Raw genomic sequence first — 23,462 nt, 5'->3', positions numbered from 1 at the left:
TCAGGGGGAAGGGGAATCCGCCAAATTCAGTTTATAGATAGGAATCAACTTTTTGCCAATTGCCTGAATTGAATTCTATAATGAAACAAACATTTGAGGCTGGAAGGGGAGGAGTGATCAGTTGCCAATCAATGTACCGAAAGAATTACCTGCAAGTGATGCTTTAAAACAGGAAAAAATATTTGTGATGGACGAAGATCGTGCAAGGACACAGGATATCCGTCCTCTTAATATATTAATTCTAAATTTAATGCCGGAAAAAGAAAAAACCGAACTGCAGCTGTTGCGGTTACTTGGGAATACGCCGCTTCAGGTTAATATCAGTTTTTTGCGGACGGAAACCCATCGCTCAAAACATGTAAGCCGACATCACCTGGAAAATTTTTATACAACGTTTGAACATGTTAAAGAACGTCGTTACGATGGGTTGATCATTACCGGTGCCCCAATTGAACATCTTGAATTTGAGGATGTAAATTACTGGGGGGAATTGACGGAAATAATGGATTGGGCTAAACGCAATGTGACTTCCACATTACATATTTGCTGGGGAGCACAGGCGTGCTTGTATCATCACTATGGAATTAAAAAATATGAGCTGCCAAAGAAAAGCTTTGGTATTTTTAAACACCAAATTTCTGATCCGACAATAAAACTTGTGCGCGGATTTGATGAAATTTATCTCGCACCGCATTCCAGGTATACCACCGTTTCCGGGGAGGAAGTAGAAAAGAACCCCGAATTAAAATTGCTGTCCGTTTCTGAAGAAGGTGCACCGTTCATCATCATGTCCAACGATGCCAAAAATGTAATGATTACAGGGCACTTGGAGTATGATGCAACCACACTGGCCGAGGAATACAAACGTGATATTGACAGGGGACTGGAAATCGATAAACCTTTGAATTATTTTCCCGATAATAACGTAAACGAACGACCGCCCAATGTATGGAGGTCACATAGTCATCTGCTTTTTTCCAACTGGCTGAATTACTATGTGTATCAGGAAACGCCATTTGAATGGGAATAGGCTTATAGCTGCAGCTAAAAAAATATTTGACCATACTGCAATCGCATAAGAATAGCGATTGCAGTTTTTCGCGCATTTTTTACTTAGGAAAATACTGAAAAACTTCCTGGTAAGAATAGCACAGGTCAAATCACATTTATTTTTCCTCGTAACATACAAAAGTAACATGTTTTACAGCTTGTTAAACTTCCATTCTTGCAACCTTTTACCTGTTTTTAAGCATTCGTTTTCTTTATAGTTGTAAAATTTATACAGATGTTGGTAAAGTGATTGTCAGATAAACTCGATTACAGAAACAGCACTGGATAGAAAGTCCCTGAATTTGATCTTTGTCCCCTTTAAGCAACTCAGTCAGAAATTACCCAACTACTCTTTTGAAAGCGCTTTATAACTATTTGGTATAAGGGTTATAAAATGCCCTTCACATACCTTGAAAAAAATGAAGAAGGGAGGTTCCTGTATCTTCACTGGCAATACCTGAACAAATCATTTTATAGGAGGGGAATTCTGATGAATCAAAAATGGTGGATTCGCAGTGTGCAGATGTTCGTTTTAGCAATGGTATTGTTTGTTCCTGCGATGCAGGCAGATGCAGCTTTCAACCCTGCATCTGAAGTGCGGTCATCTTCTGATCGGACAGAGCCGGAAATAACTGTTGGTCCGGATGGTGCAACAATTGTTTCCGAAAAAGAGACAACAACAATTGGTCCGGGTATTGAATTGACAACGTTTGAACGGTTTGATTCACGTGGCTGGATTAATGGTGAAATGATGACCGTCGACCTCACGAATGATAAAAGCTCAACAGATCTTCTTTTTCCTGGTGAAATTTCAAAAGCGAAGCCAGTGTCGGAAATGGCAGCAGCGGCGGGGGCAATCGGTGGTGTCAATGGTGACTTTTTTGACATCAATGATACAAATGCACCTCTCGGGACCGCAATTAAAGATGGCAAACTATTAAAAGGACCACAGGGTACGCATACGTTGACTGTCGGTGTGGACAAGCATGGAATAGGACATATTACAGATATTTTTCTTGATGGGACAATACACCTTCCAAGTGGTGATTATCCGCTTGCGGCATTCAACCAATACACGGTTCCAGAAGGTGGAATTGGCCTGTATACACCACTTTGGGGAAAAGCGCAACGTTCTGAAACAGGGTCTGATATTTATGAGGTAACTGTTAGAAATGGTAACGTAATTGCAGTAGATAATAGTGCAGGTAAAGGTGAAATTCGAGAAGGTACAATTGTACTGACAGGCAGGGGACAAGGTGCTGATCGACTTCGGAATCTCACAATTGGTGACAGTGTTACGGTTGAATATGCACCGAAGGCTGATGATGAGGCGATGATGGACTTTGCGGTCGGTGGCAATGCAGTTTTAATTGAAAATGGACAGGTTCAGGCGGGACTGGATGATACTACAACAGCTCCACGGACAGCTGTCGGGCTTTCCCGGGACGGAAAAAAGATGATTCTCGCTGCAATTGATGGACGGCAAGTGGACAGCAGGGGGATGACGTATAAAGAATTAGCACATTTTATGAAGGAACAGGGAGCCTATACAGCCTTAAATATTGATGGCGGGGGATCAACCACAATGGTGGCACGGAAACCCGGCAAAGCAGACGCAAGGGTGGTTAATTCTCCTTCTGATGGAGAAGAGCGGAACGTGCCAAATGGAATCGGTATTTTCGCGAAAGCCGGCAGTGGTGAACTAACAGGCTTTACCGTTGAAACCGTAATAGATGTTGAAAACAGCAATCGGGTATTTCCGGGTTTAAGCCGAACGTTTACCGGGCTTGGATATGATGAAAATTATTTTCCGGTAGCAGTGAATGATATTTCCTGGCAGGCAATACCGGCGAATGTCGGGTCTTTTGATAAAAATGGCGTTTTTTATGCAGAAAAATCAGGGTCCGCACAGGCACGGGCAAAAGTCAAATCCGTTAAAGGCACAGCGCCGCTGACAGTACTTGGAGAGCTTGATCGGATTGAGACCACAACTGCGCATCTCAGTCTGGAAATGGGCAGTGAAGATACATTTACTGTTATCGGGTATGACGAAGCCGGATATTCCGCTCCGATTGAGTCGAGGGATATTGAGCTTGATTATGATGAAACCGTTATTTCGATTAAGGAAAATAAGCATGGCGGTTTTAAGATTGTGCCAAAAAAGGATGGTTCAGCAACCCTAATCACCATTCGAGTGCTTGATATGGAAATAAAAGTTCCTGCAACAGTAGGGTTTTCCTCTGAGACGGTTTCGGATTTTGAAGAATTAACAAGCTGGGAATCGGCAAAGTATCCTTTTAGTGTCAAGGCTTCCCTTGAACCTGCCTCTGGTAAAGAAGGAAAGGGGATCAAATTAAATTATGATTTTACGACAACTACGGCAACGCGTGCAGCTTACTTACAAGCATCACCCAAACTGGAATTGCCAGGAGATGTTCAGAAGATTGGCTTATGGGTAAAAGGTGATGGTAATGGAGCTTGGCTGCGGATGGTAATTGAAGATGCTTCAGATACGCGATATACATTAAATTTAGCGGATGAAGTCAATTGGACTGGCTGGAAGTATGTTGAAACAACGTTGCCGGATGGGATTCAATACCCTGTGAATTTATGGCGGATTTATCCAGTGGAAACCAATGGCGATGAACAATATACAGGGCAATTGATTTTTGATAATTTGACAGTCGAAGTACCTCCCGCTGTCGATATGCCTGAACAGAGTGAGGAAGAACCTGATTCACTCATTATACAAAACGGCACGATTGACAGTGATCGCTGGAAATTTGCAGTTCTTGCTGACAGTCAATTTACTGCAGCTACACCAAATGGACGGGCAGCGAAAATGGCCCGGGAATCACTCAGACAAATTGTCCGGGAAAATCCTGATTTCCTTGTCATTAATGGTGATCTTGTTGACACTGCCTGGGAGGAGGATTTTGAGTTTGCCAAACAACTTCTTGAAGAAGAAGTAGGGGACAGCATACCGATTTATTACATCCCCGGCAATCATGAAATAGCCGGACCTGGAACACTTAATAATTTCTTGGATGTTTTTGAAGAAAATCGTTTTACCTTTGATCATGAAGGAACACGTTTTATATTGCTTGATTCCTCAACAGGCAGCTTCCGTACAAGTGATTTTGAGCAACTGCCTGAGTTGAAAGAATCACTTCAAGGTGCAACAACGGATCCCGCCATTAATAACGTTGTCGTATTTAGTCATCATCCGACACGGGATCCGCTTCCCACCGACAACAGCCAACTGCAGGACAGTAAAGAAGCAGCGTTAATAGAGAAATGGCTCACAAATTTTCGAAAAAATTCCGATGGGAAAGGCGCCATCTATATTAGCGGTCATGCACATACAGTAAATGTTGAACGGGTGGAGGGTGTTCCGTATATGGTTGTAGGACCATCCGGAAAAGCGCCTTATGGGGCACCTGATGAAGGCGGGTTCTATGCCTGGACAATGTTTGGTGTGGATGCGACCCCGGTACCTGATAAAGCAAATGGACCAGATCAGGCATCAGATAGAAGCAATGTTTATGGTTCCGAATGGATACAGGCTAAGGTGCGGCCATTGTTGCAGTCCATTACGCTGCATGCACCTGATGCGGTTGATGTCGGTGAGACAGTTACCATCAGTGCGACAGGTCATCAGCATGGAAATCTTGAATTTCCGCTGGAATACCCTGCCACAGTTACTTGGAAGGGCAGTGGAAATCTTTTTATCGGTAAGGACAGTAAACTGGAGCAAGCAAAAAAATCCGGTAAATATGCAGCAGTTTTTGATACTGCTTCCCATACGCTTGAAGCATTATCTTCCGGTGAAATTTCTTTGGTCGTTGAATCAAATGACGTACAAGCGGAACAGAAAATTGAATTGACCAATGTAAATTGACCAAACTTCTGCATAAAAATAAATCCCGTACCACACTAGTCGTGATACGGGATTTTTTCGTAACTGGAAAAATCCTGATAATTCTTCAGACAAGCAGTCCCAGTTTTTTCAGTCCATTTGCAATGCCATCTTCCTCAACGGATGTTGTCCGGTGCTTGGCATATTCAAACAGGTCGGGGTGAGCGTTTTCCATTGCAAAACTTTCGCCTGCAGCAGCAAGCATTTCTTTATCATTCATTCCGTCACCGAAAGCAATTGCTTCCTCCGGCTTAATGTCCAATACTTTTAAAACTCGCTCAACAGCTTTCCCTTTATTGACATTGTCCCGAATGATGTCATAGCAATTCGTAACACCTGCCACCTGTACAGGTGATAGGTGTGTGGATGGGTCAAAGTCATAGAGGTTCTCCTGTGAAGGGTTTACGTTCAGTAATGTGGCACCAAGTATTTCATCTGCTTTTTCCCAGGTAAATATTTTATTTTGCTTGAGCTGAAATGTATCAATAAATTGCTTAACAAAATCTCTGGTTAAGGTTGTGAAGCAGTTGGCTTCCTTTGTATACAATACAGCTTCATGATCATGCTCATAGGCAATATCCAAGTACTTTTGGACAATTTCCCGGTTAAGCGTGGCATTTAGAATTGTTTTGCCTTGATGAACAACATGTGCACCGTTATAACCTATGTATGAGTAAACACCCAACTCTCTGGAAAGCTGATTCAATTCATGGAGTGGCCTTCCGGTAGCAAAGAATATATGGAGTCCTTGTTCCGTTACTTTTTTAATCGCTTGTTTTGTTGATTCCGGTACTGTATGGTCCGGTCCTAAGGTGGTCCCGTCAATATCCAAAAATAAAATTCTATAAGTCATTGTGCATCGCTCCTGTCGATAAGTCTTTATCGCATTGTAGCATATTCATCTAAGCATTTGTATCGAAACATGAATTATTTAACAAGGATAGACGGATGATTTGATCAAAAAATAATATGGAAGCAGGTATATTCATCTGTTTCAAAACCATGGGGAGTGATCAGCGATGGGAGACAACAATAATAACGATTTGCTGGTGCCGGGTGCCAGGGATTCGGTCGAGAATTTAAAAAATGAAATTTCCAATGAACTCGGTGTCCAGCCTGGTGCGGACACAACAGCACGTGATAATGGTGCAGTAGGTGGAGAAATGGTGAAACGCATGATTAGAATCGCTGAATCAAGCATGTCCAACAGAAATAAATAGGTTGGTGCAGGATTACCAGGATGTAGGCATAAATGAGGTTTATAACCCTTTTTTTATGCGAAATATATCAGGCCATCGCTATAAAAATCGGCGATGGCCTTTTTTCTTGTGCTATTGCAATTTTGTTTCAGCTGATTCAAGCCATTTTTCGATTGAATCGACAACTGACTCCACCGTTCCTTCTTCAAATGGTGAACGAAGGTTTGCGGCTTCCACCAGTCCAAGGAATGATTTAGACCCGCCAAGCTTACACAGATTCTGATAGTCTTGCCATGCTTTTGAACCTTCTTCACGTGATCTTTTCCAAAATTGGAAAGCACATATTTGGGCAAGTGTGTAGTCAATATAATAAAATGGCACATCATATATATGCCCTTGACGCTGCCAGAATCCGCCAGCTTCCAGATACGGGTGTCCATCGTAATCCCGGTGTGGCAGATATATCTCTTCAAGCTTTTTCCAGGCCTGTTTCCGTTCATCCGATGTCCATTCCGGATGTTCATATACAAGGTGCTGGAATTCATCCACTGCAACACCATATGGTAAAAACTGTAATCCGTCGGCAAGATGGGAATATTTATATTTATCCGTTTCTTCCTTGAAAAACAGCTCCATCCATGGCCATGTAAAAAATTCCATGCTCATCGAATGGATCTCTGCAGCTTCATATGTCGGCATTAAATATTCCGGAATCCCAATGTTCCGGCTGGAATAGAACTGGAATGCGTGGCCTGCTTCATGGGTCAACACATCAATATCACCTGAAGTTCCATTGAAATTGGCAAAAATGAATGGTGATTGATAATCCTCAATAAAAGTGCAATAACCGCCGGCTTCTTTCCCTTTCTTCGCTTCCAGGTCCATCAGGTGGCGGTCCAGCATAAACTGGAAAAATTCCCTCGTCTCACCGGAAAGTTCTTCGTACATCTTTTTTCCATTTTCAATAATCCATTCCGGACTACCTTTTGGTTTTGCATTGCCGGTTCGAAACTTGAAACCCTCATCATAAAACTTCAGCTTGTCCACGCCAATTCGTTCCGCTTGTTTTTGATAAAGTCTTGTTACAAGCGGGACAATTGATTCGCGTACCTGTTTACGGAACACTTTTACCATGTCTGCATCGTAATCAATTCGCAGCATGCGGACATACCCGAGTTCCACGAAATTTTTGTAGCCGAGTGTTGTGGCAATTTCATGTCTCGTTTTGACGAGCTGGTCGTAAATGTCATCAAATTTTTCTGCATGACTGGCAAAATAGCCTGCGCTTGCTTCCCTGGCCTTTTTGCGGACGGAGCGGTCTTTATGCTGTGCAAACGGACCAAGCTGAGCGAGTGTGTACGTTTCGCCATTGAATTCCACCTGCGCGGATGCAACCAGCTTCGAGTATTCGGATGATAACTTGTTCTCTTTTTGCAGCAGTTCCATTACTTCCGGTGAAAATGCTTTGATCATGTAATCAGCAATCTGAAACAACTGTGGTCCCCACTGCTCCTCCAATGCATCACGGAAAGGAGACTGTACAAGCTCTTTATAGAAAGCAGTGTCCATTTCGGTTATTTCCGGTTCAATTTCATCAAAATAATCACGTTCGTTTTGATAAAAATCGTCATTCGTGTCAATGGAAGCACGGATATAAACCAGATTGGAAAGTGTAGATAATCCATTTCTGAAATCATTGATGGCTTTTATAGCCTTATTTTGTCCTTCAATTGAATCTGCGGTTTTAAAAGCATCCAACAGATCATTGAATGATTCTTTCGTTTTCTTCATGTCCGGTCTTTCGTATGTATAGTTTTCAAAAGTTTTCATCGTATTCCTCCTCGTATATGTATAATTCGACAAGTAACCAAAAAATCCTTTGCCAATTGTTAAATATATTATAAGCTGATCATGAGGAACATAATATTCAACAAAATGCAGAAACTGTCAGGGAGGGGATTTATGTGAAATCAAAATTTGATATATCGAAAGAAACGAAAGAAAATATGGCTGAAACAATTATGGAATATTTTGCAACTGAACGGGGCGAGGATATTGGGAATCTTGCGGCAATGCTGATGACGGATTTTATTATCGAAGAAATCGGACCGATATTTTATAATCTTGGTGTGGAAGAAAGTAAATCGTATATAGAAGAAAAATTGGATGATATGTACGGTATTATGAAATAAGATCCATGATATTTTCCGTGATTTCAGATGTCAAATTAAATTGACTTTGTATTGGTTCCTAGGTAAACTGGAAGTAAGTTTGGAACAGAAAGATGAGGTGATTGGATGTTTGGCACTGCCCTACTTATTGGACTGGTAATTTTAATTGTCTTAATGATTTTAAACATCATCATCAGTAAGGCTTCATCCTATAGTAAATACACAATATACATACCAGCTGTCATTGTGTTTGGTATTGGATTAATTTTGTTATTTATTTCAGTAACCCAAAATATTGTGGTATCCGGATTAGGTCTTGGAGGATGGGGGATTGCATGTCTGTTCGCTGGAGCAGTAACTGCAGTCGCCACTTCGATTGTGGACTCCGGTCAGCACTCCTGAAAGAAAGCAACCACCATTTAGTGGTTGCTTGTTTTTGTTTTGGGAGGGCGCATTATTTTTTTAAATACGTATTTCCTTCACGTTGTTCAATCTTTCCATCTTTCATCAGTTTTCCCAGTGCCCGTTTGAAGGCAGCTTTGCTGATGTTAAAGGTTCCCCGTATATCTTCCGGTTCGCTTTTATCAGTGAAAGGGACGACCCCTCCGTTCTGCTCCAGGTGCATTAAAATACTATCGGCATCTTCAATCCGGCTTTCCTTTTTAAGCGGACGGAGTGAGATGTTGATGGATCCATCGTCTTTCACATCAATAATACGCCCGTGGACCAGCTCGCCAAGACGGGGTTCAGTTTTGCGTTCGGTATGATGGATAAAGCCCCGATGGTGATTTTCGGTGATTACCGCTGCACCTTCCTTGCTGGTTCGATAAATCCGACCATTAACCGACTTGTTCAAAAGATCCTCTGACGCTGTTTCCCATAAGTGGTCAAATGCATTTTCTGATCCAGGGATAGCAAGCAGGCGTCCCTTCCGATCGTGCCCCAGCGTTACGAACAGCTTGTCGCCGTTGATTGGCCAGACGCGCTCAAACAACGGCAGATCATCTATCGAAACAAGTATTTCCTTTGTAGTGCCAATATCAACAAATACACCGAGACCCGGAATTACGTCCACTACATTTGCCCATCCGTAATGATCCATTTGAATAAACGGAACTTTTCCACTTGCAACAGTCTTCCCTTTTTTGTCCGTATACAGAAAAACTTCAACCTGTTGCCCGTGCTCCAATTCATTTTCAGTTTCATTGTGATGGAGCAGCACGTCACCTTCCAAAACGTACCCGGTATCTATTTTCCGGATAACTTCGAGTGTCTGTATTGTTCCTGGTTTCATTGAAATCCATCCTTTTTTAAAAAATAAAGAGTATCTAAACAGGCGCTTACACTTTTGTTGTAATGTATTGGAAAAGGGGTACCCTCACTAAAAGAGTACCCCTTTGATTTGCAAAGTAACACATAAGTTTTCAATTTTATACTATCATTCCTGAATGCATGCGATTGGGAATGGAAATCTTTCTGCAGGCAGTTAAGTAAAATAACTTGCCATAGGGGAACGATGGCTTGCATAAAACAAGTTTTCCCACTGATTTCATTTGCCGCGGTATTGTTCCACTGGTGTTTTCTAACTTAAGCAACATCAGCCCAACCTGCTCTGATGTCCTTGCGACCCCGAAGCCGCGCCAGTGTGAATAAGCATCTACAAAAATCACTAGCAGAATGCCAAAACTACCACTTACTTGCTACTTCAAAATGTACCGAATTATATAATCGCATATAAAGACCGGTATGTCAAGTTTTTTTGGTTTCAAGTTTTGAAAAGGTGAGGGGGAGACATACCATCCATCATCTCCATGCGTGAAGTCACCATACTCGAGCACGCGTCTGCTGTGTGATAGACTGATAGAAGACTATCAAAGGATAATGATCCTTTAAGATGAGACATATTTTTTATATTGGAGAGAGAAAAATGCAATTATTTTTTCAGGTTGTATTGCCGATTATGGCTGTATTCGGATCGGGTTTTTTGTTACAGCGGATTCGTATTCTGGACGTGAAGTCTCTTGCGACGACATCGATATATATTTTTTTACCGGCACTTGTTTTTTCATCTTTATATGAATCCAGCTTTAATCGGGGATATACGGTAATCGTTGCTTTTGCACTGTTTCTTCTGGTAATGATGGTTCTAATCAATAAATTGCTCACAAGGATTTTTAAGTGGGAAGAATCGGTGGAAAGCGGAGCCATTTTAACGACAGCATTTATGAATGGGGGAAACTATGGTGTGCCGGTTATGCTGTTCAGTTTGGGTGAAAGAGCACTGCCATATGCGGTGTTTTTTATGATTTTCCAGTCACTTGTCATGAACGTCGTCGGGGTTTACTATGCCTCACGTGGAACAAGTGGTGTAGCACGTGCAATTAAAACAGTATTCAAAATGCCAGCAACTTACGCCGCCATCCTGGCATTTGTTTTTCAGGCACTTCCATGGGAAATCCCCGAACCTGTTTTTTCAACGATATCCATGCTGGGGGATGCAGCCATACCCCTCATGATGGTTATGCTTGGCATGCAGCTTGCTTCCATTACATCCTTGAAATTCAATTGGCAGGTCATTACATCATCGGTAATAATTCGAATGCTTGTATCACCGCTGCTTGCGTTTTTGTTTATTTGGATGGTAAATCCCGATCCGCTTATTGCTGCCATATTGGTAATTGTTGCCGCAATGCCAAGTGCAGCAACAACAACCATGTTTGCGATTGAATTTGACACAGAACCTGACCTTGTATCAAGTATCACCCTTGTTACAACCCTTGTAAGTATTGTCTCGGTAACTGTCCTGCTCAACATTATTACCTGATGTTTGCCCTGTCTTGTGACAGGGTATTCAATTGGAAAGCATGATGGAAGGGTGAAAGAATGATACGAACAATATTAATGATTATAGGTGCTATTGTAGTAATAGGCTGGATCATTTCAATTTTATAGAACAAAAGCGCTGACCGGGAAATTCCAGTCAGCGCTTTTGTTTTATTGAAAGATTAAATTGACATCATATATTATTTTGTATATTATTAGTATATTATGAAAAAAGAAACGAAACAGCAAAAAGTGTATAAAGGATTGAAAAAAAGAATTATTGAACGGATTTATGTTCCAGGACAGCGGATTGTCATTGACCAAATTGCCAAGGAAATGAATACAAGCACAATACCGGTACGGGAGGCAATCCGGCAACTGGAATCGGAACGGCTTGTTTTTTACAAGCAAAATGTGGGGCCGGTCGTTGCCAAGGTGAACGAAAACGATTACTCGGACACACTGCGGGTTTTGGCATTGCTGGAAGGGCATGCGACCGCACTTAGCGCAAAACGCTTCCCCAAGGAAAAAATACCGGTGTTAAGAGATCTGAATAAGCAAATGGAGGAGGCTTTGGAAAATATTGATATATTGCTTTTCGGCAAGCTCAATTCCAGGTTTCATCGGGTTATTTGTGAAGCGTGCAACAATGATTATTTACTCGAATCAATCAGAGATACATGGAACAGGCTTGATTCCATCCGCGGGGCAGGATCTATGTTGTATTCGCTTCGTGTAAAGGAATCAATCAGAGAACATAAAGAAATCATCCGGTACTTTGAATATGGCGGCTCTTTTTCCGAAATTGAACAGCATTCGCGTATGCATAAAATAAAAACAGCCGAGGATTTTGAACGACGGAGACTGCAACAGATGGAAACCAACAACCCTGTAGGATAACTTCACGAAAAAGTTATGTTACAGGTTTTTTTGCCGTTTTGCCGTTAGAAGTAATTTTCACTTGCTGGAATAACGAAAATTTGCTGTTCGTCAGAAGCATCCCTCAGGAACATCAATAATTCCCGTTGACATTATATACTAAATCATATACGATTTAACTGTTCAGAAAATTTATATAAATCCAACTGACTTGGTAGGTATTTAACATTCGAAACGGAGGGAAAATCGGATGGCGTATGAAGAAGCAAAAAAGCGATTCAGGGGCTCGATATCACCTGTGATTACACCGTTTCATGAAGACGAGCGCATTGACTTTGACAAATTTAAGGAACTGATTAACTGGCACATTGAAAACGGCAGTCACGGAATTTCCGTAACCGGGACATCCGGGGAACCAAGTTCAATGTCGGTGGAAGAACGATTTAGTGTCATGGAAACAGCCTGTAAAACAGTTAATAACCGTGTTCCATTTATTCCGGGAACCGGTTCAACCAACCACCAGGAAACACTTAAAATGACAAAAGCAGCAGAGGAAATGGGGGCGGATGGTGCACTTGTCATTGTACCGTATTACAACAAACCGAATCAGAACGCCCTATATAAACACTTTAAGACAATAGCCGATTCAGTGGATATCCCTATCATTTTGTACAATATTCCCGGTCGAACAGCCGTAAATTTGAAAGCGGATACAATTGCGGCGCTGGCGAAAGACTGTCCGAATATTATCGGTGTGAAAGAATCCAATAAAGACTTTGAACATGTCAACAAAGTTCTGCTGAAGGCGGGGCGTGATTTCAACCTGTATTCGGGTATTGAAGTGCTTTGTTATCCAATGCTGGCAATTGGCGGTGCCGGTCATGTAAGTGCAACGGCAAACGTTGCCCCAAGGGAAGTGGCTGATCTATACAACAAATGGGAAGCAGGAGATGTACGGGGCGCACAAGACATGCATTATCATTTGATGCCGCTGAACGATGTGCTATTCCGTGACACCAATCCTGCTCCGGCAAAAACAGCACTCGGCATGATGGGCAAAATAAAGCCGGTACTCAGAAAACCGCTCGATGTACCGTCCAAGGAGGTGCAGGAAGAAATCCGCGCCACTTTGAAAACTTATAATCTATTATAACGAAAGAAGGTGACATAGTTGGAACATAGGAAAGTGGATGATGTAAAGTTATACATCAATGGAGTGTTTACAGATGCAATAAGTTCCGAACATTTTGATAACTTAAACCCATACACAAATGAAATCTCAAACCGGGTGGCCAAAGGTGACAATGAAGATGTTGATAAAGCGGTTCAGGCTGCTGACCATGCGTTTCACCATGGTCCGTGGGGTAGTATGAAACAAAAAGAGCGCATGGCATATATTGAAAAAATTGCAGATCTGATTGCAAATGAAGCGGAAGAAATTGCTGTTCTGGAATCACTTGATTCAGGATTGCCAATCAGCCAGACACGTAAAATGACAGCACGTGCGGCTGAAAATTTCCGGTTTTATTCGCGGATGGTTCAGTCACGGATGCATGGGGATGCATACCAGGTGGACGATGAATTTATTAACTATACAGTTTATCAGCCGCTTGGTGCGGTAGGTTTAATCACACCGTGGAACGCACCTTTTATGCTGACCACATGGAAAGTGGCACCAGCGTTGGCCACAGGTAATACGGTTATTTTGAAGGCAGCAGAACTGTCACCGCTCAGTGCCAATCGTCTGGCAGATATCATTGACCGGGCAGGATTACCAGCAGGTGTTTTTAACGTTATTCATGGATACGGGGAAACAGCAGGCGAAGCACTTGTTAAAAACGAAAAAGTGAAAGCGATCTCATTTACCGGTGAAACAGTTACAGGTAAAACGATTATCAAAAATGCCGCGGATTCTTTGAAGAAAACATCAATGGAACTTGGCGGGAAGTCACCGCTTATCGTGTTTGATGATGCTGACTTTGACCGGGCGCTTGATGCAGCAGTTTGGGGGATTTTTTCTTTTAATGGAGAGCGGTGTACAGCGAATTCACGGGTGTTTCTTCAAAAAAACATAAAGGATAAATTTATAAAAGCGTTAAGGCAACGAGTGGAGAAAGTGAAAATGGGTGACCCGATGGATCCGAAAACACAGCTCGGGCCGCTGATTGATAAAGGGCACTTTGACAAAGTGACCGGATATATTGACCTGGCCAAAGAGGAAGGGTGTGAAGTAGTCGAGGGGGCCGTGCCGGCAGACATGCAGGCAGGAAATTTTGTGCCGCCGACTTTACTGCTGAATGCAACAAATGATATGCGGGTCAGTCAGGAAGAAATATTCGGACCAGTCATGTCCGTGATTGAATTTGAAACGGAAGAAGAAGTAATTGACATGGCAAACGGAACTGAATACGGTCTGGCGGGTTTTGTATGGACAAATGATATCAAGCGTGGCCACCGGGTTGCACAAGCGGTTGATTCCGGTATGCTTTGGATTAATGCCCAGAATGTCCGTGACTTGAGAATTCCTTTCGGCGGGATGAAAGGAAGCGGTATCGGACGTGAAGGAGGGCACTTTGCCATACTGGAGTTTTATACCGAACCAAAAGCGATACATGTCTCAATCGGCAATCACCGAATACCGGAATTCGGAAAATAACAAGGAGGGAATACGATGCCGGCAAAAACAGGTGAAGGATATATTCAGGGGTTAAAAAGAGCAAAAAACAATGTGTACATTCATGGAGAGCGTGTAGATGATGTGACGACACACCCAGCATTCAAAAACGTTATTCAATCCATGGCAAATCTGTATGATCTTCAGTACGAAAAACCGGATATAATGCTGTATACATCGCCAACGAGCGGTAATAGGGTCGGAATGACCTTTCTGCAGCCGAAGTCAATCGAGGATCTAATCAAGCGCAGGAAGGCAATGCAGGAATGGGCGATGACAAGTGGTGGAATGATGGGGCGTTCCCCGGATTATTTGAATGCTGAAGTGATGGCGATGGGAATGAATAATGAACTGTTTGCTGAAGCGGATCCATATTTTGCGGAAAATGCCCGCAATTTCTATGAATATGCCAGAGAAAATGATATCAGCCTTACGCACACATTAATCCATCCGCAGGTCAACCGGGCAAAAATGCAGCATGAGCAGAAAGATGCCAATGTGGCCCTGCATCTGGTGGAAAAACGGGATGATGGAATTATTGTGGATGGCATCCGGCTTTTGGCAACACAAGGCGGTATCACAGATGAAATTTTGGTATTCCCATCAACCGTTAAAAAATCGGGCGAACATGATGATCCTTATTCGCTGGCATTTGCGGTACCGAATAATACACCGGGACTAAAATTCATCAGCCGGGAAGCATTCGACTACGGAAAAAATGCGTGGGATCATCCGCTAGGTTCCCGGTTTGAAGAAGGGGATGCAATCGTATCATTTGAAAATGTGTTTGTACCATGGGAGCGGGTGTTTGTCTGCGGAAACTCCTCCGTTTGCAACCGTACATTCCGTGAGACCAATGCAGTTGTTCATATGTCACACCAGGTTGTAGCTAAAAACGTTATCAAGACAGAGTTTCTGCTTGGTGTTGTGCTGAATGTGATGGATGCAATTGGCATTGATCAGTTTCAACATGTAAAAGACAAAGGGACTGAAATTATGCTGAATCTGGAAACGATAAAATCACACCTTTATCGGGCAGAACATAATGCAAAACTGGATAAATCAGGTACAATGACACCGGATTTTGATGCATTGAATGCAGCTCGAAACTGGTATCCGAGGATTTACCCGCGAATGGCAGAAATTGTGCGGATTCTTGGTGCGTCAGGGCTGATGGGAATTCCGACTGAAGCCGATTTTCGTCATGAAGAAATCGGACCGATTATCCACCGCGGACTGCAAGGTAAAAACCTCGAAGGCGAAGAACGTGTGAAGCTTTTCCGGCTTGCATGGGATATGACATTAAGTGCATTCGGATCACGTCAAACACATTATGAATACTATTTCTTCGGGGACCCGATCAAGATGGGCATGGCATATTTTGACGGATATGATAAGGAGCAATATAAGAAATATGTTCAGGATTTCCTGAAAAACAGCAGCAGTGTGAACGTGTAGAAGCGGGAAGATGAAGGTTCTTAAGGGGGAGAATAATGAACGCGAACATTATCAGGTGTGCACGGGCTGTATTGCATGTTACAGATTTGGATGCATCTCGTCATTTTTACGTGAACGTGCTCGGCTTTATTGAAACAGAGGCGGATGAAACTCATATTTATTTACGCGGCCTGGAGGAACATACACATCACTGTCTTGTTCTGAAGAAAGCAGATGAGCCATGTGTTGAGGCATTAGGCTATAAAGTAACTTCGGGCGGTGATTTGAAAGCGCTGTCAAAAATATTTGAACGAAAAGGTTTTACAACGAAATGGATGAAAAAAGGAGAACAACATGCGATTGGCGAGACACTCCGGGTTCAAGATGTGAATGGGATGCCGCTGGAATTTTTTGCTGAAATGGAATCGGCGGAAAGAATGCTGCAGCGCTATGATATGTATAAAGGGGCACGAATGCAGCGGATTGATCATTTTAACTGCATGGTGTCGGATGTCGAGGGAGGTTATGATTTTTACCGGAATGAACTGGGATTTGGCTGCTCGGAGTATACCGATACGGAAAACGGGAATATATGGGCTGCCTGGCTTCACCGCAAACAGACGGTTCATGATTTGGCACTGATGAACGGAAAAGGTCCCAGACTGCATCATATTGGATTTTGGCTGCCGGATCCGCTTGCTATTATTCATACATGTGATGTGCTTGCTGCAAGCGGTTTTGCGGAACATATTGAACGCGGTCCGGGCCGGCATGGCTTGTCCAATGCATTTTTCCTTTACTTGCGGGATCCAGACGGTCATCGGGTTGAATTGTATAACGGGGATTATTTAACAAGCGACCCTGACTTTAAACCAATCCGCTGGGATATTAATGATTCCATGCGGCAAACGTTTTGGGGTCATGAAGCGCCGGATTGCTGGTTCAATGAAGCATCTCCGGTACTGGATGTTTTGACAGGTGCAAAAGTTGAAACGAAACCGGCTAAATTAAAGCAGCATAAACCGTCATTTGTAATCTAGCTGATGGAAAGGGTGTAGACAAATGGATAGTCGATTATTTCGAACGGCAATGGGGAAGTTTGCAACTGGAGTTACTGTGATTACAACGGCAGTGGATGATGAAATCTATGGTATGACTGCAAATGCCTTCATGTCGGTATCAGTTGATCCAAAACTGGTGCTGATTTCAATCGATGAGAAGGCGCATATGAACAATTATGTGAAGAGTGCCGGAAAATTTGCGGTAAGTATTCTAAATGAAGATCAGCAGGATATGTCAGCGTATTTTGCCGGCCAGTTGAAACAGCATCGGACGGTCCCGTTTAACTGGTTCAACGATATGCCAACGATACCGAATTCACTTGCCAATCTGACCTGTAAAGTGTACGACTCTGTTATTGCCGGCGATCATACATTGTATATCGGGGAGGTAACAGATATTTTGATTGCGGATGGTGAACCGCTGACATTTTTTTCTGGAAAATATAAACAGATACACGGCCCCGCTGAGGTTAAGTGATTATAAGGGGTTTCTTTTCAGGGGGAGGTAAATAAATGAAACAACTTGAAAATGTGATAACAGTGAAGCAAAACATGTTCCAAAAAATTGCCGGACATGAGCAGGTGGTCTTTTGCAATGATCCGGCAACCGGACTGCAGGCAATCATCGCGATACATAATACAACATTGGGTCCTGCACTCGGCGGTACACGGATGCGGCCGTATGGGTCAGTAGACGAGGCATTGGAGGATGTGCTAAGACTTTCGGAAGGAATGACGTATAAATGTGCGGCAGCTGATCTCGATTTTGGCGGTGGAAAAGCGGTCATCATTGGGGACCCCCAACATGATAAATCGCCGGCGTTATTTCGTGCATTCGGGCAGTATGTGGAGTCGCTTAACGGTCGCTTTTACACAGGAACCGATATGGGAACAACCATGTCGGATTTTGTACATGCAATGAAGGAAACAAATTTTATCAATGGTGTTCCGGTAGCATTTGGCGGCAGCGGTGATTCGTCTATTCCGACCTCGCAGGGCGTTATCTACGGGCTGCAGGCAGCTAATTCCTTCCTTTACGGAAATGATGAACTGGCTGGAAAAACTTACGCAATTCAGGGGCTGGGCAAAGTCGGATTCAAGGTCGCAGAGCATTTGCTTCATGCAGGGGCTGATCTCATTGTATCTGATATAAATCAAACTATTTTAACTCGACTAAAGAAACGGGCAGCTGAATTTAGCGGATCCGTTAAGATTGCGGATAATGAAAAGATCTATGGTGAGAAGGCGGATATTTTCGTTCCATGTGCCCTCGGCAGTGTTCTGAATGACCGGACGATTGAACAGCTGCGTGTCCAGGCGGTTGTCGGTTCGGCGAATAATCAGCTGGCAAAGCATGATCATGCCCAAAAACTTCGTGATAAAGGGATTTTATATGCGCCGGATTACATTGTGAATGCCGGCGGACTTATACAGGTTGCAGATGAGCTTTACGGTTCAAATAAAGAGCGTGTTCTTGTAAAAACAAAAGCAATCTACCATTCCCTTATGGAAATTTTTAAAGAGGCGGACAGGGAATTTATTACTACTGTGGAAGCCGCCGATCGGAAATGTGAAAAGCGATTGGAACAACAGCGTTACCAAAGTAATTTCTTCATGCGCGGAAGGCGTCCGAAATGGCAAATACGCGAATAAATCTGAATTGGAGGAGGTGGTATTGTGGCTGATGTGAAATTTCATGATATTGGTGAAGGAATGAATGAAGGTGAAATCACCAATTATTTTGTAAAAGTAGGTGATGAAGTAACAGTTGATCAGCCGCTGGTTGAACTGCAAACCGACAAAATGGTTGCGGAGATTCCTTCACCTGCAGCCGGGAGAATTAAGGCGATTCATTATAAGGCAGGCGAAATCGTTACAGTAGGAACAGCCTTGATTGAAATTGATGATGGCTTCGGTTCAGGGAAAGCAGATTCCCCTGCTATTGAGAACAAACAAATGGAACAAATGCATGCGGAACAAACGGTGCCGGCAGAAAATACAGGGAGTTCCACCGCTACATCAATAGGCAAATACAATCGTATTCTTGCTGCACCGTACACTCGTAAAATTGCCAGGGAAAATGATGTGGATATTGAACGGATTACAGGAACTGGTCCTGGCGGGCGTGTTACCGAAGAAGATGTGCATCAAGCAATTAATGGAGTATCTGATCCGGTACTGGAACAGGTAAGTGAACCGGTCGATACAGATACGATTCCATATAATGGTATTCGAAAACAAATTGGTGACAGGCTGACCAAGGCCATTACAACGATTCCGCATGTCACACATTTTGATGAAGCGGATTTGACAGATCTGCTTGCATTGCGGCAGGACCTGAAGCGGGAAGGGGAGTCAATTTCGGCTGTTGCTTTTTTCCTGAAAGCAGTAACGATAGCATTGAAAGAGCATCAATTATTTAATGCACAATTGGATGAGGAAAATCAGGTTATCCGTCTGTCGAAAAATTATCATATAGGACTCGCGACCAACACGGATAGAGGGCTTGTTGTTCCGGTGTTACGGGATGTCGATAAAAAAACAATCCGGCAAATCAATGTGGAAATGAAAGAATTGACGAAAAAAGCCCAGACAGGAAAGCTAAGTGCAGCTGAAATGCAACATGGTACATTTACAATCAGCAATGTCGGGCCGATTGGAGGAACCGGGGCAACTCCTATTATCAATCCACCGCAGACAGCGATTATGGCACTCCACAAAACGAAGAAAACACCAGTTGTCATGAAGAATGATGATATTGCGGTAAGACAGATGATGACTTTGTCACTTTCATTCGATCATCGGGTGGCAGATGGAGTTGCATCGGTAGAATTCACCAACCGGTTCATTGAACTGCTGCAAAACCCGAATAAACTGATATTGGAGCTGGTATAAATGGTCGTTGGCGAATTAGCGGAACAACGTGATTTGATCATTATAGGCGGCGGTCCTGGCGGTTATCAGGCTGCCATCCGTGCCGCCCAACTGGGGCAAACAGTCACACTGATTGAAAAAGATATAATTGGCGGTGTTTGTTTGAATAAAGGTTGTATTCCGTCCAAAGTGTTCACACATACCGCCGCGAAGCTGGCTTCTGTTCGAGATTTGCAAGAAATGGGAATTGGGATAACCGGTTTGAATGTGGATTTTTCCAAATTGCAGCAGTATAAACATAGCGTTATTGAACGGCTGCGTGCAGGTGTGGAGAAATTACTGGTGTCCAATCAAATTGAAGTGATAACTGGACAGGCAAACTTTATCGGTGACCATAAAATCGGGGTTGAAAAAGGACATCAATTTGACGTGTATGAATTTACGAATGCCATCATTGCGACTGGCAGTCATCCGGATTGGCACGGAATGGCACAAGAACAGGTTTTAACGCCCGAATCAGTCTATCAGCTGACAGAAATCCCTGAATCCATTGTGATTTACGGAAATGACTACCGCGCTTTGGAAGTGGCATCCTGCTTTAATCAGCTTGGAGCATCAGTAAAGTTATTTCATGGAGTGGATTTTCCATTTGATGCTTCGATAAATCGGGAGATAAAACGAATCCTTAAGAAAGCAAAGATCCAAGTGAAATCCGGGTATCGATTGACAGATACAGTGCCAAAAGACGGAAAAGTTTCTGTTCAATTAACAAAAAATGGGGAAACGATTGCTGAAAAGGCATCATATTTGCTTGTGTGTGCAGGGCAAAAACCGAATCTTAAAGATCTGGGAGTTGAACGGATCGGCATTGATCTGACGGCTGATGGATTCATTCAAACTGATCGAACTGCTAAAACTTCAGTTCCTCATATATATGCAGCCGGGGATGTAACTGGTGGAGCCCTTACAGCAGTCAAAGCCATCAAGGAAGGAAAAGCAGCAGCCGAAACGATTGCCGGGTTGAAAAGTGAGATTGATTTGACACTTATACCGTCTGTAGTACATACTAATCCGCCAATCGCGGCGGTTGGACTGACCAAAAAAGAAGCAACTGATGCAGGATACGATACCGAAATAGGCAGTTTTCCAATGAACGGAAACAGTTATGCAGCGATAGCAAATACAAGAGGGGGTCTTGTAACTGTCATAAAAGAGAAAAAGACAGATATATTACTTGGTATTCACATGATTGGACATGGTGCCATAGAACTGTCCAGTACAGCTGTTACTGCACTTGAAATGGCGGCACGGGATGAGGACCTGATATTTCCTTCTTATCCACATCCAAGTTTTAATGAGAGTTTGCTGGAATCCGTTGAGGAACTGTCAGGGATTGCCATTCATGTACCGAAAAGCAAACGTTGACAGAGGAGGGATCCAATGAATAAGAGGTTAACAGATATTGGGAGTGTATATGGAGTGCTCTTTAATTTTCAGGGTGAGTTGGAAAAGATGGAAAGTGCATTACATGAAAAACCGTATAAAGAACCGCCGAAACGACCGGTTTTATACATTAAACCAAAAAACACCCACAATCATCACTATGGTCGAGTGGAAATGCCGGAGGGTGTTTCCGTGCTTCAGGCAGGGCCTGCACTGGGCATTATATTTGAAAGAACGGCCGTGAATGTGCCATCGGATCGGGCAATGGATTATGTTGCAGGATTTACGGTGGTCAATGACATCAGTGTGCCGCATGACAATTTTTTTCGCCCGGATATCAAAAATAAAGTGCGGGATGGAACTTGTCCGATGGGGTCTGTGATGGAAAAAGCATCTATTCATGATGCAGATATGCTTCCAATAAGGGTTTATGTCAATGACAAGCTTGTTCAGGAGAATAATACAGCAAATCTTGTCCGCCCTGTGGCACAGCTTATTTCAGACATCAGTCAATTTATGACATTTTCCAAAGGTGATATTTTGTTGGCCGGTGTGCCGGAAAATGCACCATTGATTGGGGAAGGGGATACTGTTCGAATTGATATTGAAACAGTCGGTGTGCTGGAGAATCGGATTGTCCCGTTGAAAGAAGGTGATTGTAAATGAGGCATGCGCGTGTAGCCTGTTTTGGTGCTGTGCATGATGCAATCGAATCAGATGGCAGATTGTTGCTTACTGATGGACGGGTTGTGAACCCTTCAGATGTCATCTGGCTTCCGCCTGTCAAAGCGGAAACCATTTTTGCGCTCGGTCTGAATTATGCGGATCATGCAAGTGAAATCAGCTTTAAGGCACCGGATGAACCACTTGTCTTTTTGAAAGGGCCGAATGCGCTGGTTGGGCATAAGGGGCAGTCAAGAAGACCGGCAGATGCGACCCATATGCACTATGAATGTGAACTGGCGGCAGTCATCGGAAAAACAGCAAATAATGTTCAGCGCAATGAAGCATATCAATATATATCCGGGTATACCGTGGCAAATGATTATGTCATCCGTGATTATCTGGAAAACTATTATCGTCCGAATCTGGCAGCGAAAAACCGTGATCAGCTGACTCCAATCGGTCCCTGGTTTGTGGATCAGGCGGACATCATGGATCCGATGCAACTCACACTTCACACTTATGTAAATGGTGAATTACAACAGGAAGGCTCAACCGCTGACATGGTTTTTGATATCCCATACCTGGTTGAATATTTAAGCAGTTTTATGACGCTTCATGAAAATGATGTTATTTTGACAGGAACTCCAAAAGGTACTGTGCATGTTTATGAAGGTGACGTGGTTGTCACGGAGATAGAAGGAATTGGTGCACTCCAAAATACGATTGTCGGCGACAGGGAATTCAATAGGTGAAGGAGGTCTGATCTATGCCGCACATCATTATTGAATATACGGATAATATTGCTAATGAGGCAGAAATGCCAACTCTGTTGAAAAAGGTGAATGAAACGCTGATTGCCGAAAAGGGAGTGTTCCCAACCGGCGGTATCCGTGCCCGTGCGATAAAGCTTACTGATTACTGCATTGCAGATGGTTCCGGGAATGATGCTTTTGTTCATGTGACATTGAAAATCGGCGGTGGCCGTTCTAAAGAGGTGAAAAAGCAAGTTTGTGATAACCTTTTTCAAATGATTGAAGAACACTTTACGGAACATTTTCATAATCGTTACCTCGCACTGTCGATGGAATTATATGAATTTGGTGAAGGCGGGACATATAAGAAAAATAATATTCATGAACGGTTCAGATAAATAATCGGCCTAAAATTCCAAAGGAGTTTTGGGCTTTTTTATTTCAACCTAAAAACGTGACTCATTCGCGTAACCTGCTCCATTGGAAAAGAATGTCTGATTCAGGTAAACTTAAT

21 protein-coding genes are annotated in these 23,462 nt (G+C 43.0%); 18 read left to right on the top strand and 3 right to left on the bottom strand.

Annotated features, from left to right (window positions below; all coding sequences use genetic code 11):
• Window positions 1-121 precede the first annotated feature (121 nt).
• Window positions 122-1,030, top strand: coding sequence for a homoserine O-acetyltransferase MetA (gene metA / locus B1K71_RS14320; RefSeq protein WP_077328219.1), 909 nt, complete (start codon window positions 122-124; stop codon window positions 1,028-1,030).
• A 510-nt stretch (window positions 1,031-1,540) separates the two neighbouring features.
• Window positions 1,541-4,951 carry a phosphodiester glycosidase family protein gene (locus B1K71_RS14315; RefSeq protein WP_175631920.1) on the top strand — a complete coding sequence of 1,137 codons (3,411 nt, stop codon included), beginning with the start codon at window positions 1,541-1,543 and terminating at the stop codon, window positions 4,949-4,951.
• Between the two features lie 85 nt (window positions 4,952-5,036).
• Here the strand turns inward: B1K71_RS14315 and B1K71_RS14310 are convergent, their stop codons facing one another.
• The gene (locus tag B1K71_RS14310; RefSeq protein ID WP_077328215.1) at window positions 5,037-5,822 is read right to left on the bottom strand and encodes an HAD family hydrolase; all 786 of its coding nucleotides are present in this window, start codon (window positions 5,820-5,822) and stop codon (window positions 5,037-5,039) included.
• A 166-nt stretch (window positions 5,823-5,988) separates the two neighbouring features.
• Here B1K71_RS14310 and B1K71_RS14305 point away from each other — a divergent pair, with 166 nt between their 5' ends.
• Window positions 5,989-6,189 (top strand): alpha/beta-type small acid-soluble spore protein, encoded by a 201-nt coding sequence (locus B1K71_RS14305; protein ID WP_077328213.1) that lies wholly within the window; start codon window positions 5,989-5,991, stop codon window positions 6,187-6,189.
• A gap of 111 nt (window positions 6,190-6,300) precedes the next feature.
• On the opposite strand, the gene B1K71_RS14300 is transcribed toward B1K71_RS14305, so the two are convergent.
• Window positions 6,301-7,998: a M3 family oligoendopeptidase gene (locus tag B1K71_RS14300; RefSeq protein ID WP_077328211.1), complete on the bottom strand. Its 1,698-nt coding sequence runs from the start codon at window positions 7,996-7,998 to the stop codon at window positions 6,301-6,303.
• Between the two features lie 134 nt (window positions 7,999-8,132).
• Here B1K71_RS14300 and B1K71_RS14295 point away from each other — a divergent pair, with 134 nt between their 5' ends.
• A complete protein-coding gene (locus tag B1K71_RS14295) occupies window positions 8,133-8,360 on the top strand; it encodes a DUF2164 domain-containing protein (RefSeq protein ID WP_077328209.1) in 228 nt (75 codons plus the stop codon).
• A 105-nt stretch (window positions 8,361-8,465) separates the two neighbouring features.
• Window positions 8,466-8,741 carry a hypothetical protein gene (locus B1K71_RS14290; RefSeq protein ID WP_077328207.1) on the top strand — a complete coding sequence of 92 codons (276 nt, stop codon included), beginning with the start codon at window positions 8,466-8,468 and terminating at the stop codon, window positions 8,739-8,741.
• 52 nt (window positions 8,742-8,793) lie between these two features.
• Here the strand turns inward: B1K71_RS14290 and B1K71_RS14285 are convergent, their stop codons facing one another.
• Complete coding sequence (locus tag B1K71_RS14285) at window positions 8,794-9,633, bottom strand: CvfB family protein (RefSeq protein ID WP_077328205.1); 840 nt, start codon at window positions 9,631-9,633, stop codon at window positions 8,794-8,796.
• Window positions 9,634-10,266: 633 nt separating this feature from the next.
• Here B1K71_RS14285 and B1K71_RS14275 point away from each other — a divergent pair.
• From B1K71_RS14275 to B1K71_RS14215, 13 genes are all read left to right on the top strand, one after another.
• Complete coding sequence (locus B1K71_RS14275; RefSeq protein ID WP_077328201.1) at window positions 10,267-11,163, top strand: AEC family transporter; 897 nt, start codon at window positions 10,267-10,269, stop codon at window positions 11,161-11,163.
• A 224-nt stretch (window positions 11,164-11,387) separates the two neighbouring features.
• Window positions 11,388-12,062: a GntR family transcriptional regulator gene (locus B1K71_RS14270; protein WP_077328199.1), complete on the top strand. Its 675-nt coding sequence runs from the start codon at window positions 11,388-11,390 to the stop codon at window positions 12,060-12,062.
• Between the two features lie 229 nt (window positions 12,063-12,291).
• Window positions 12,292-13,194 carry a 2,4-dihydroxyhept-2-ene-1,7-dioic acid aldolase gene (hpaI, locus tag B1K71_RS14265; RefSeq protein ID WP_077328198.1) on the top strand — a complete coding sequence of 301 codons (903 nt, stop codon included), beginning with the start codon at window positions 12,292-12,294 and terminating at the stop codon, window positions 13,192-13,194.
• A gap of 18 nt (window positions 13,195-13,212) precedes the next feature.
• A complete protein-coding gene (hpaE, locus tag B1K71_RS14260) occupies window positions 13,213-14,697 on the top strand; it encodes a 5-carboxymethyl-2-hydroxymuconate semialdehyde dehydrogenase (protein WP_077328196.1) in 1,485 nt (494 codons plus the stop codon).
• A gap of 15 nt (window positions 14,698-14,712) precedes the next feature.
• Window positions 14,713-16,173 carry a 4-hydroxyphenylacetate 3-monooxygenase, oxygenase component gene (gene hpaB / locus B1K71_RS14255; RefSeq protein WP_077328194.1) on the top strand — a complete coding sequence of 487 codons (1,461 nt, stop codon included), beginning with the start codon at window positions 14,713-14,715 and terminating at the stop codon, window positions 16,171-16,173.
• A gap of 35 nt (window positions 16,174-16,208) precedes the next feature.
• Complete coding sequence (gene hpaD / locus B1K71_RS14250; RefSeq protein WP_077328192.1) at window positions 16,209-17,192, top strand: 3,4-dihydroxyphenylacetate 2,3-dioxygenase; 984 nt, start codon at window positions 16,209-16,211, stop codon at window positions 17,190-17,192.
• Between the two features lie 22 nt (window positions 17,193-17,214).
• Window positions 17,215-17,691: a flavin reductase family protein gene (locus tag B1K71_RS14245; RefSeq protein WP_077328190.1), complete on the top strand. Its 477-nt coding sequence runs from the start codon at window positions 17,215-17,217 to the stop codon at window positions 17,689-17,691.
• A gap of 35 nt (window positions 17,692-17,726) precedes the next feature.
• Window positions 17,727-18,866 (top strand): Leu/Phe/Val dehydrogenase, encoded by a 1,140-nt coding sequence (locus B1K71_RS14240; RefSeq protein ID WP_077328188.1) that lies wholly within the window; start codon window positions 17,727-17,729, stop codon window positions 18,864-18,866.
• A 24-nt stretch (window positions 18,867-18,890) separates the two neighbouring features.
• Complete coding sequence (locus B1K71_RS14235; RefSeq protein WP_077328186.1) at window positions 18,891-20,108, top strand: dihydrolipoamide acetyltransferase family protein; 1,218 nt, start codon at window positions 18,891-18,893, stop codon at window positions 20,106-20,108.
• Window positions 20,109-21,512 (top strand): dihydrolipoyl dehydrogenase family protein, encoded by a 1,404-nt coding sequence (locus B1K71_RS14230; RefSeq protein ID WP_077328184.1) that lies wholly within the window; start codon window positions 20,109-20,111, stop codon window positions 21,510-21,512.
• A 15-nt stretch (window positions 21,513-21,527) separates the two neighbouring features.
• Complete coding sequence (locus B1K71_RS14225) at window positions 21,528-22,196, top strand: fumarylacetoacetate hydrolase family protein (protein WP_077328183.1); 669 nt, start codon at window positions 21,528-21,530, stop codon at window positions 22,194-22,196.
• The gene (locus B1K71_RS14220) at window positions 22,193-22,948 is read left to right on the top strand and encodes a fumarylacetoacetate hydrolase family protein (RefSeq protein WP_077328181.1); all 756 of its coding nucleotides are present in this window, start codon (window positions 22,193-22,195) and stop codon (window positions 22,946-22,948) included. Before B1K71_RS14225 ends, B1K71_RS14220 begins: the two co-directional genes overlap by 4 nt.
• 14 nt (window positions 22,949-22,962) lie before the next feature.
• Window positions 22,963-23,346, top strand: coding sequence for a 5-carboxymethyl-2-hydroxymuconate Delta-isomerase (locus tag B1K71_RS14215; protein WP_077328180.1), 384 nt, complete (start codon window positions 22,963-22,965; stop codon window positions 23,344-23,346).
• The last annotated feature ends 116 nt before the right edge of the window (window positions 23,347-23,462 follow it).

The sequence above is a fragment of the Virgibacillus siamensis genome, from assembly GCF_900162695.1.
GTDB lineage: Bacteria > Bacillota > Bacilli > Bacillales > Amphibacillaceae > Lentibacillus > Lentibacillus siamensis_A.
Note: the sequence above shows the minus strand (reverse complement) of the source record. Positions and strands in the feature narration are given on the sequence as shown.

Coding starts and splice junctions, on each gene's coding strand:
- B1K71_RS14315 (WP_175631920.1), top strand. CDS start 1,541: ATGAATCAAAAATGGTGGATTCGCAGTGTGCAGATGTTCGTTTTAGCA.
- B1K71_RS14310 (WP_077328215.1), bottom strand. CDS start 5,822: ATGACTTATAGAATTTTATTTTTGGATATTGACGGGACCACCTTAGGA.
- B1K71_RS14305 (WP_077328213.1), top strand. CDS start 5,989: ATGGGAGACAACAATAATAACGATTTGCTGGTGCCGGGTGCCAGGGAT.
- B1K71_RS14300 (WP_077328211.1), bottom strand. CDS start 7,998: ATGAAAACTTTTGAAAACTATACATACGAAAGACCGGACATGAAGAAA.
- B1K71_RS14290 (WP_077328207.1), top strand. CDS start 8,466: ATGTTTGGCACTGCCCTACTTATTGGACTGGTAATTTTAATTGTCTTA.
- B1K71_RS14285 (WP_077328205.1), bottom strand. CDS start 9,633: ATGAAACCAGGAACAATACAGACACTCGAAGTTATCCGGAAAATAGAT.
- B1K71_RS14275 (WP_077328201.1), top strand. CDS start 10,267: ATGCAATTATTTTTTCAGGTTGTATTGCCGATTATGGCTGTATTCGGA.
- B1K71_RS14270 (WP_077328199.1), top strand. CDS start 11,388: ATGAAAAAAGAAACGAAACAGCAAAAAGTGTATAAAGGATTGAAAAAA.
- hpaI (WP_077328198.1), top strand. CDS start 12,292: ATGGCGTATGAAGAAGCAAAAAAGCGATTCAGGGGCTCGATATCACCT.
- hpaB (WP_077328194.1), top strand. CDS start 14,713: ATGCCGGCAAAAACAGGTGAAGGATATATTCAGGGGTTAAAAAGAGCA.
- hpaD (WP_077328192.1), top strand. CDS start 16,209: ATGAACGCGAACATTATCAGGTGTGCACGGGCTGTATTGCATGTTACA.
- B1K71_RS14245 (WP_077328190.1), top strand. CDS start 17,215: ATGGATAGTCGATTATTTCGAACGGCAATGGGGAAGTTTGCAACTGGA.
- B1K71_RS14240 (WP_077328188.1), top strand. CDS start 17,727: ATGAAACAACTTGAAAATGTGATAACAGTGAAGCAAAACATGTTCCAA.
- B1K71_RS14230 (WP_077328184.1), top strand. CDS start 20,109: ATGGTCGTTGGCGAATTAGCGGAACAACGTGATTTGATCATTATAGGC.
- B1K71_RS14225 (WP_077328183.1), top strand. CDS start 21,528: ATGAATAAGAGGTTAACAGATATTGGGAGTGTATATGGAGTGCTCTTT.
- B1K71_RS14220 (WP_077328181.1), top strand. CDS start 22,193: ATGAGGCATGCGCGTGTAGCCTGTTTTGGTGCTGTGCATGATGCAATC.
- B1K71_RS14215 (WP_077328180.1), top strand. CDS start 22,963: ATGCCGCACATCATTATTGAATATACGGATAATATTGCTAATGAGGCA.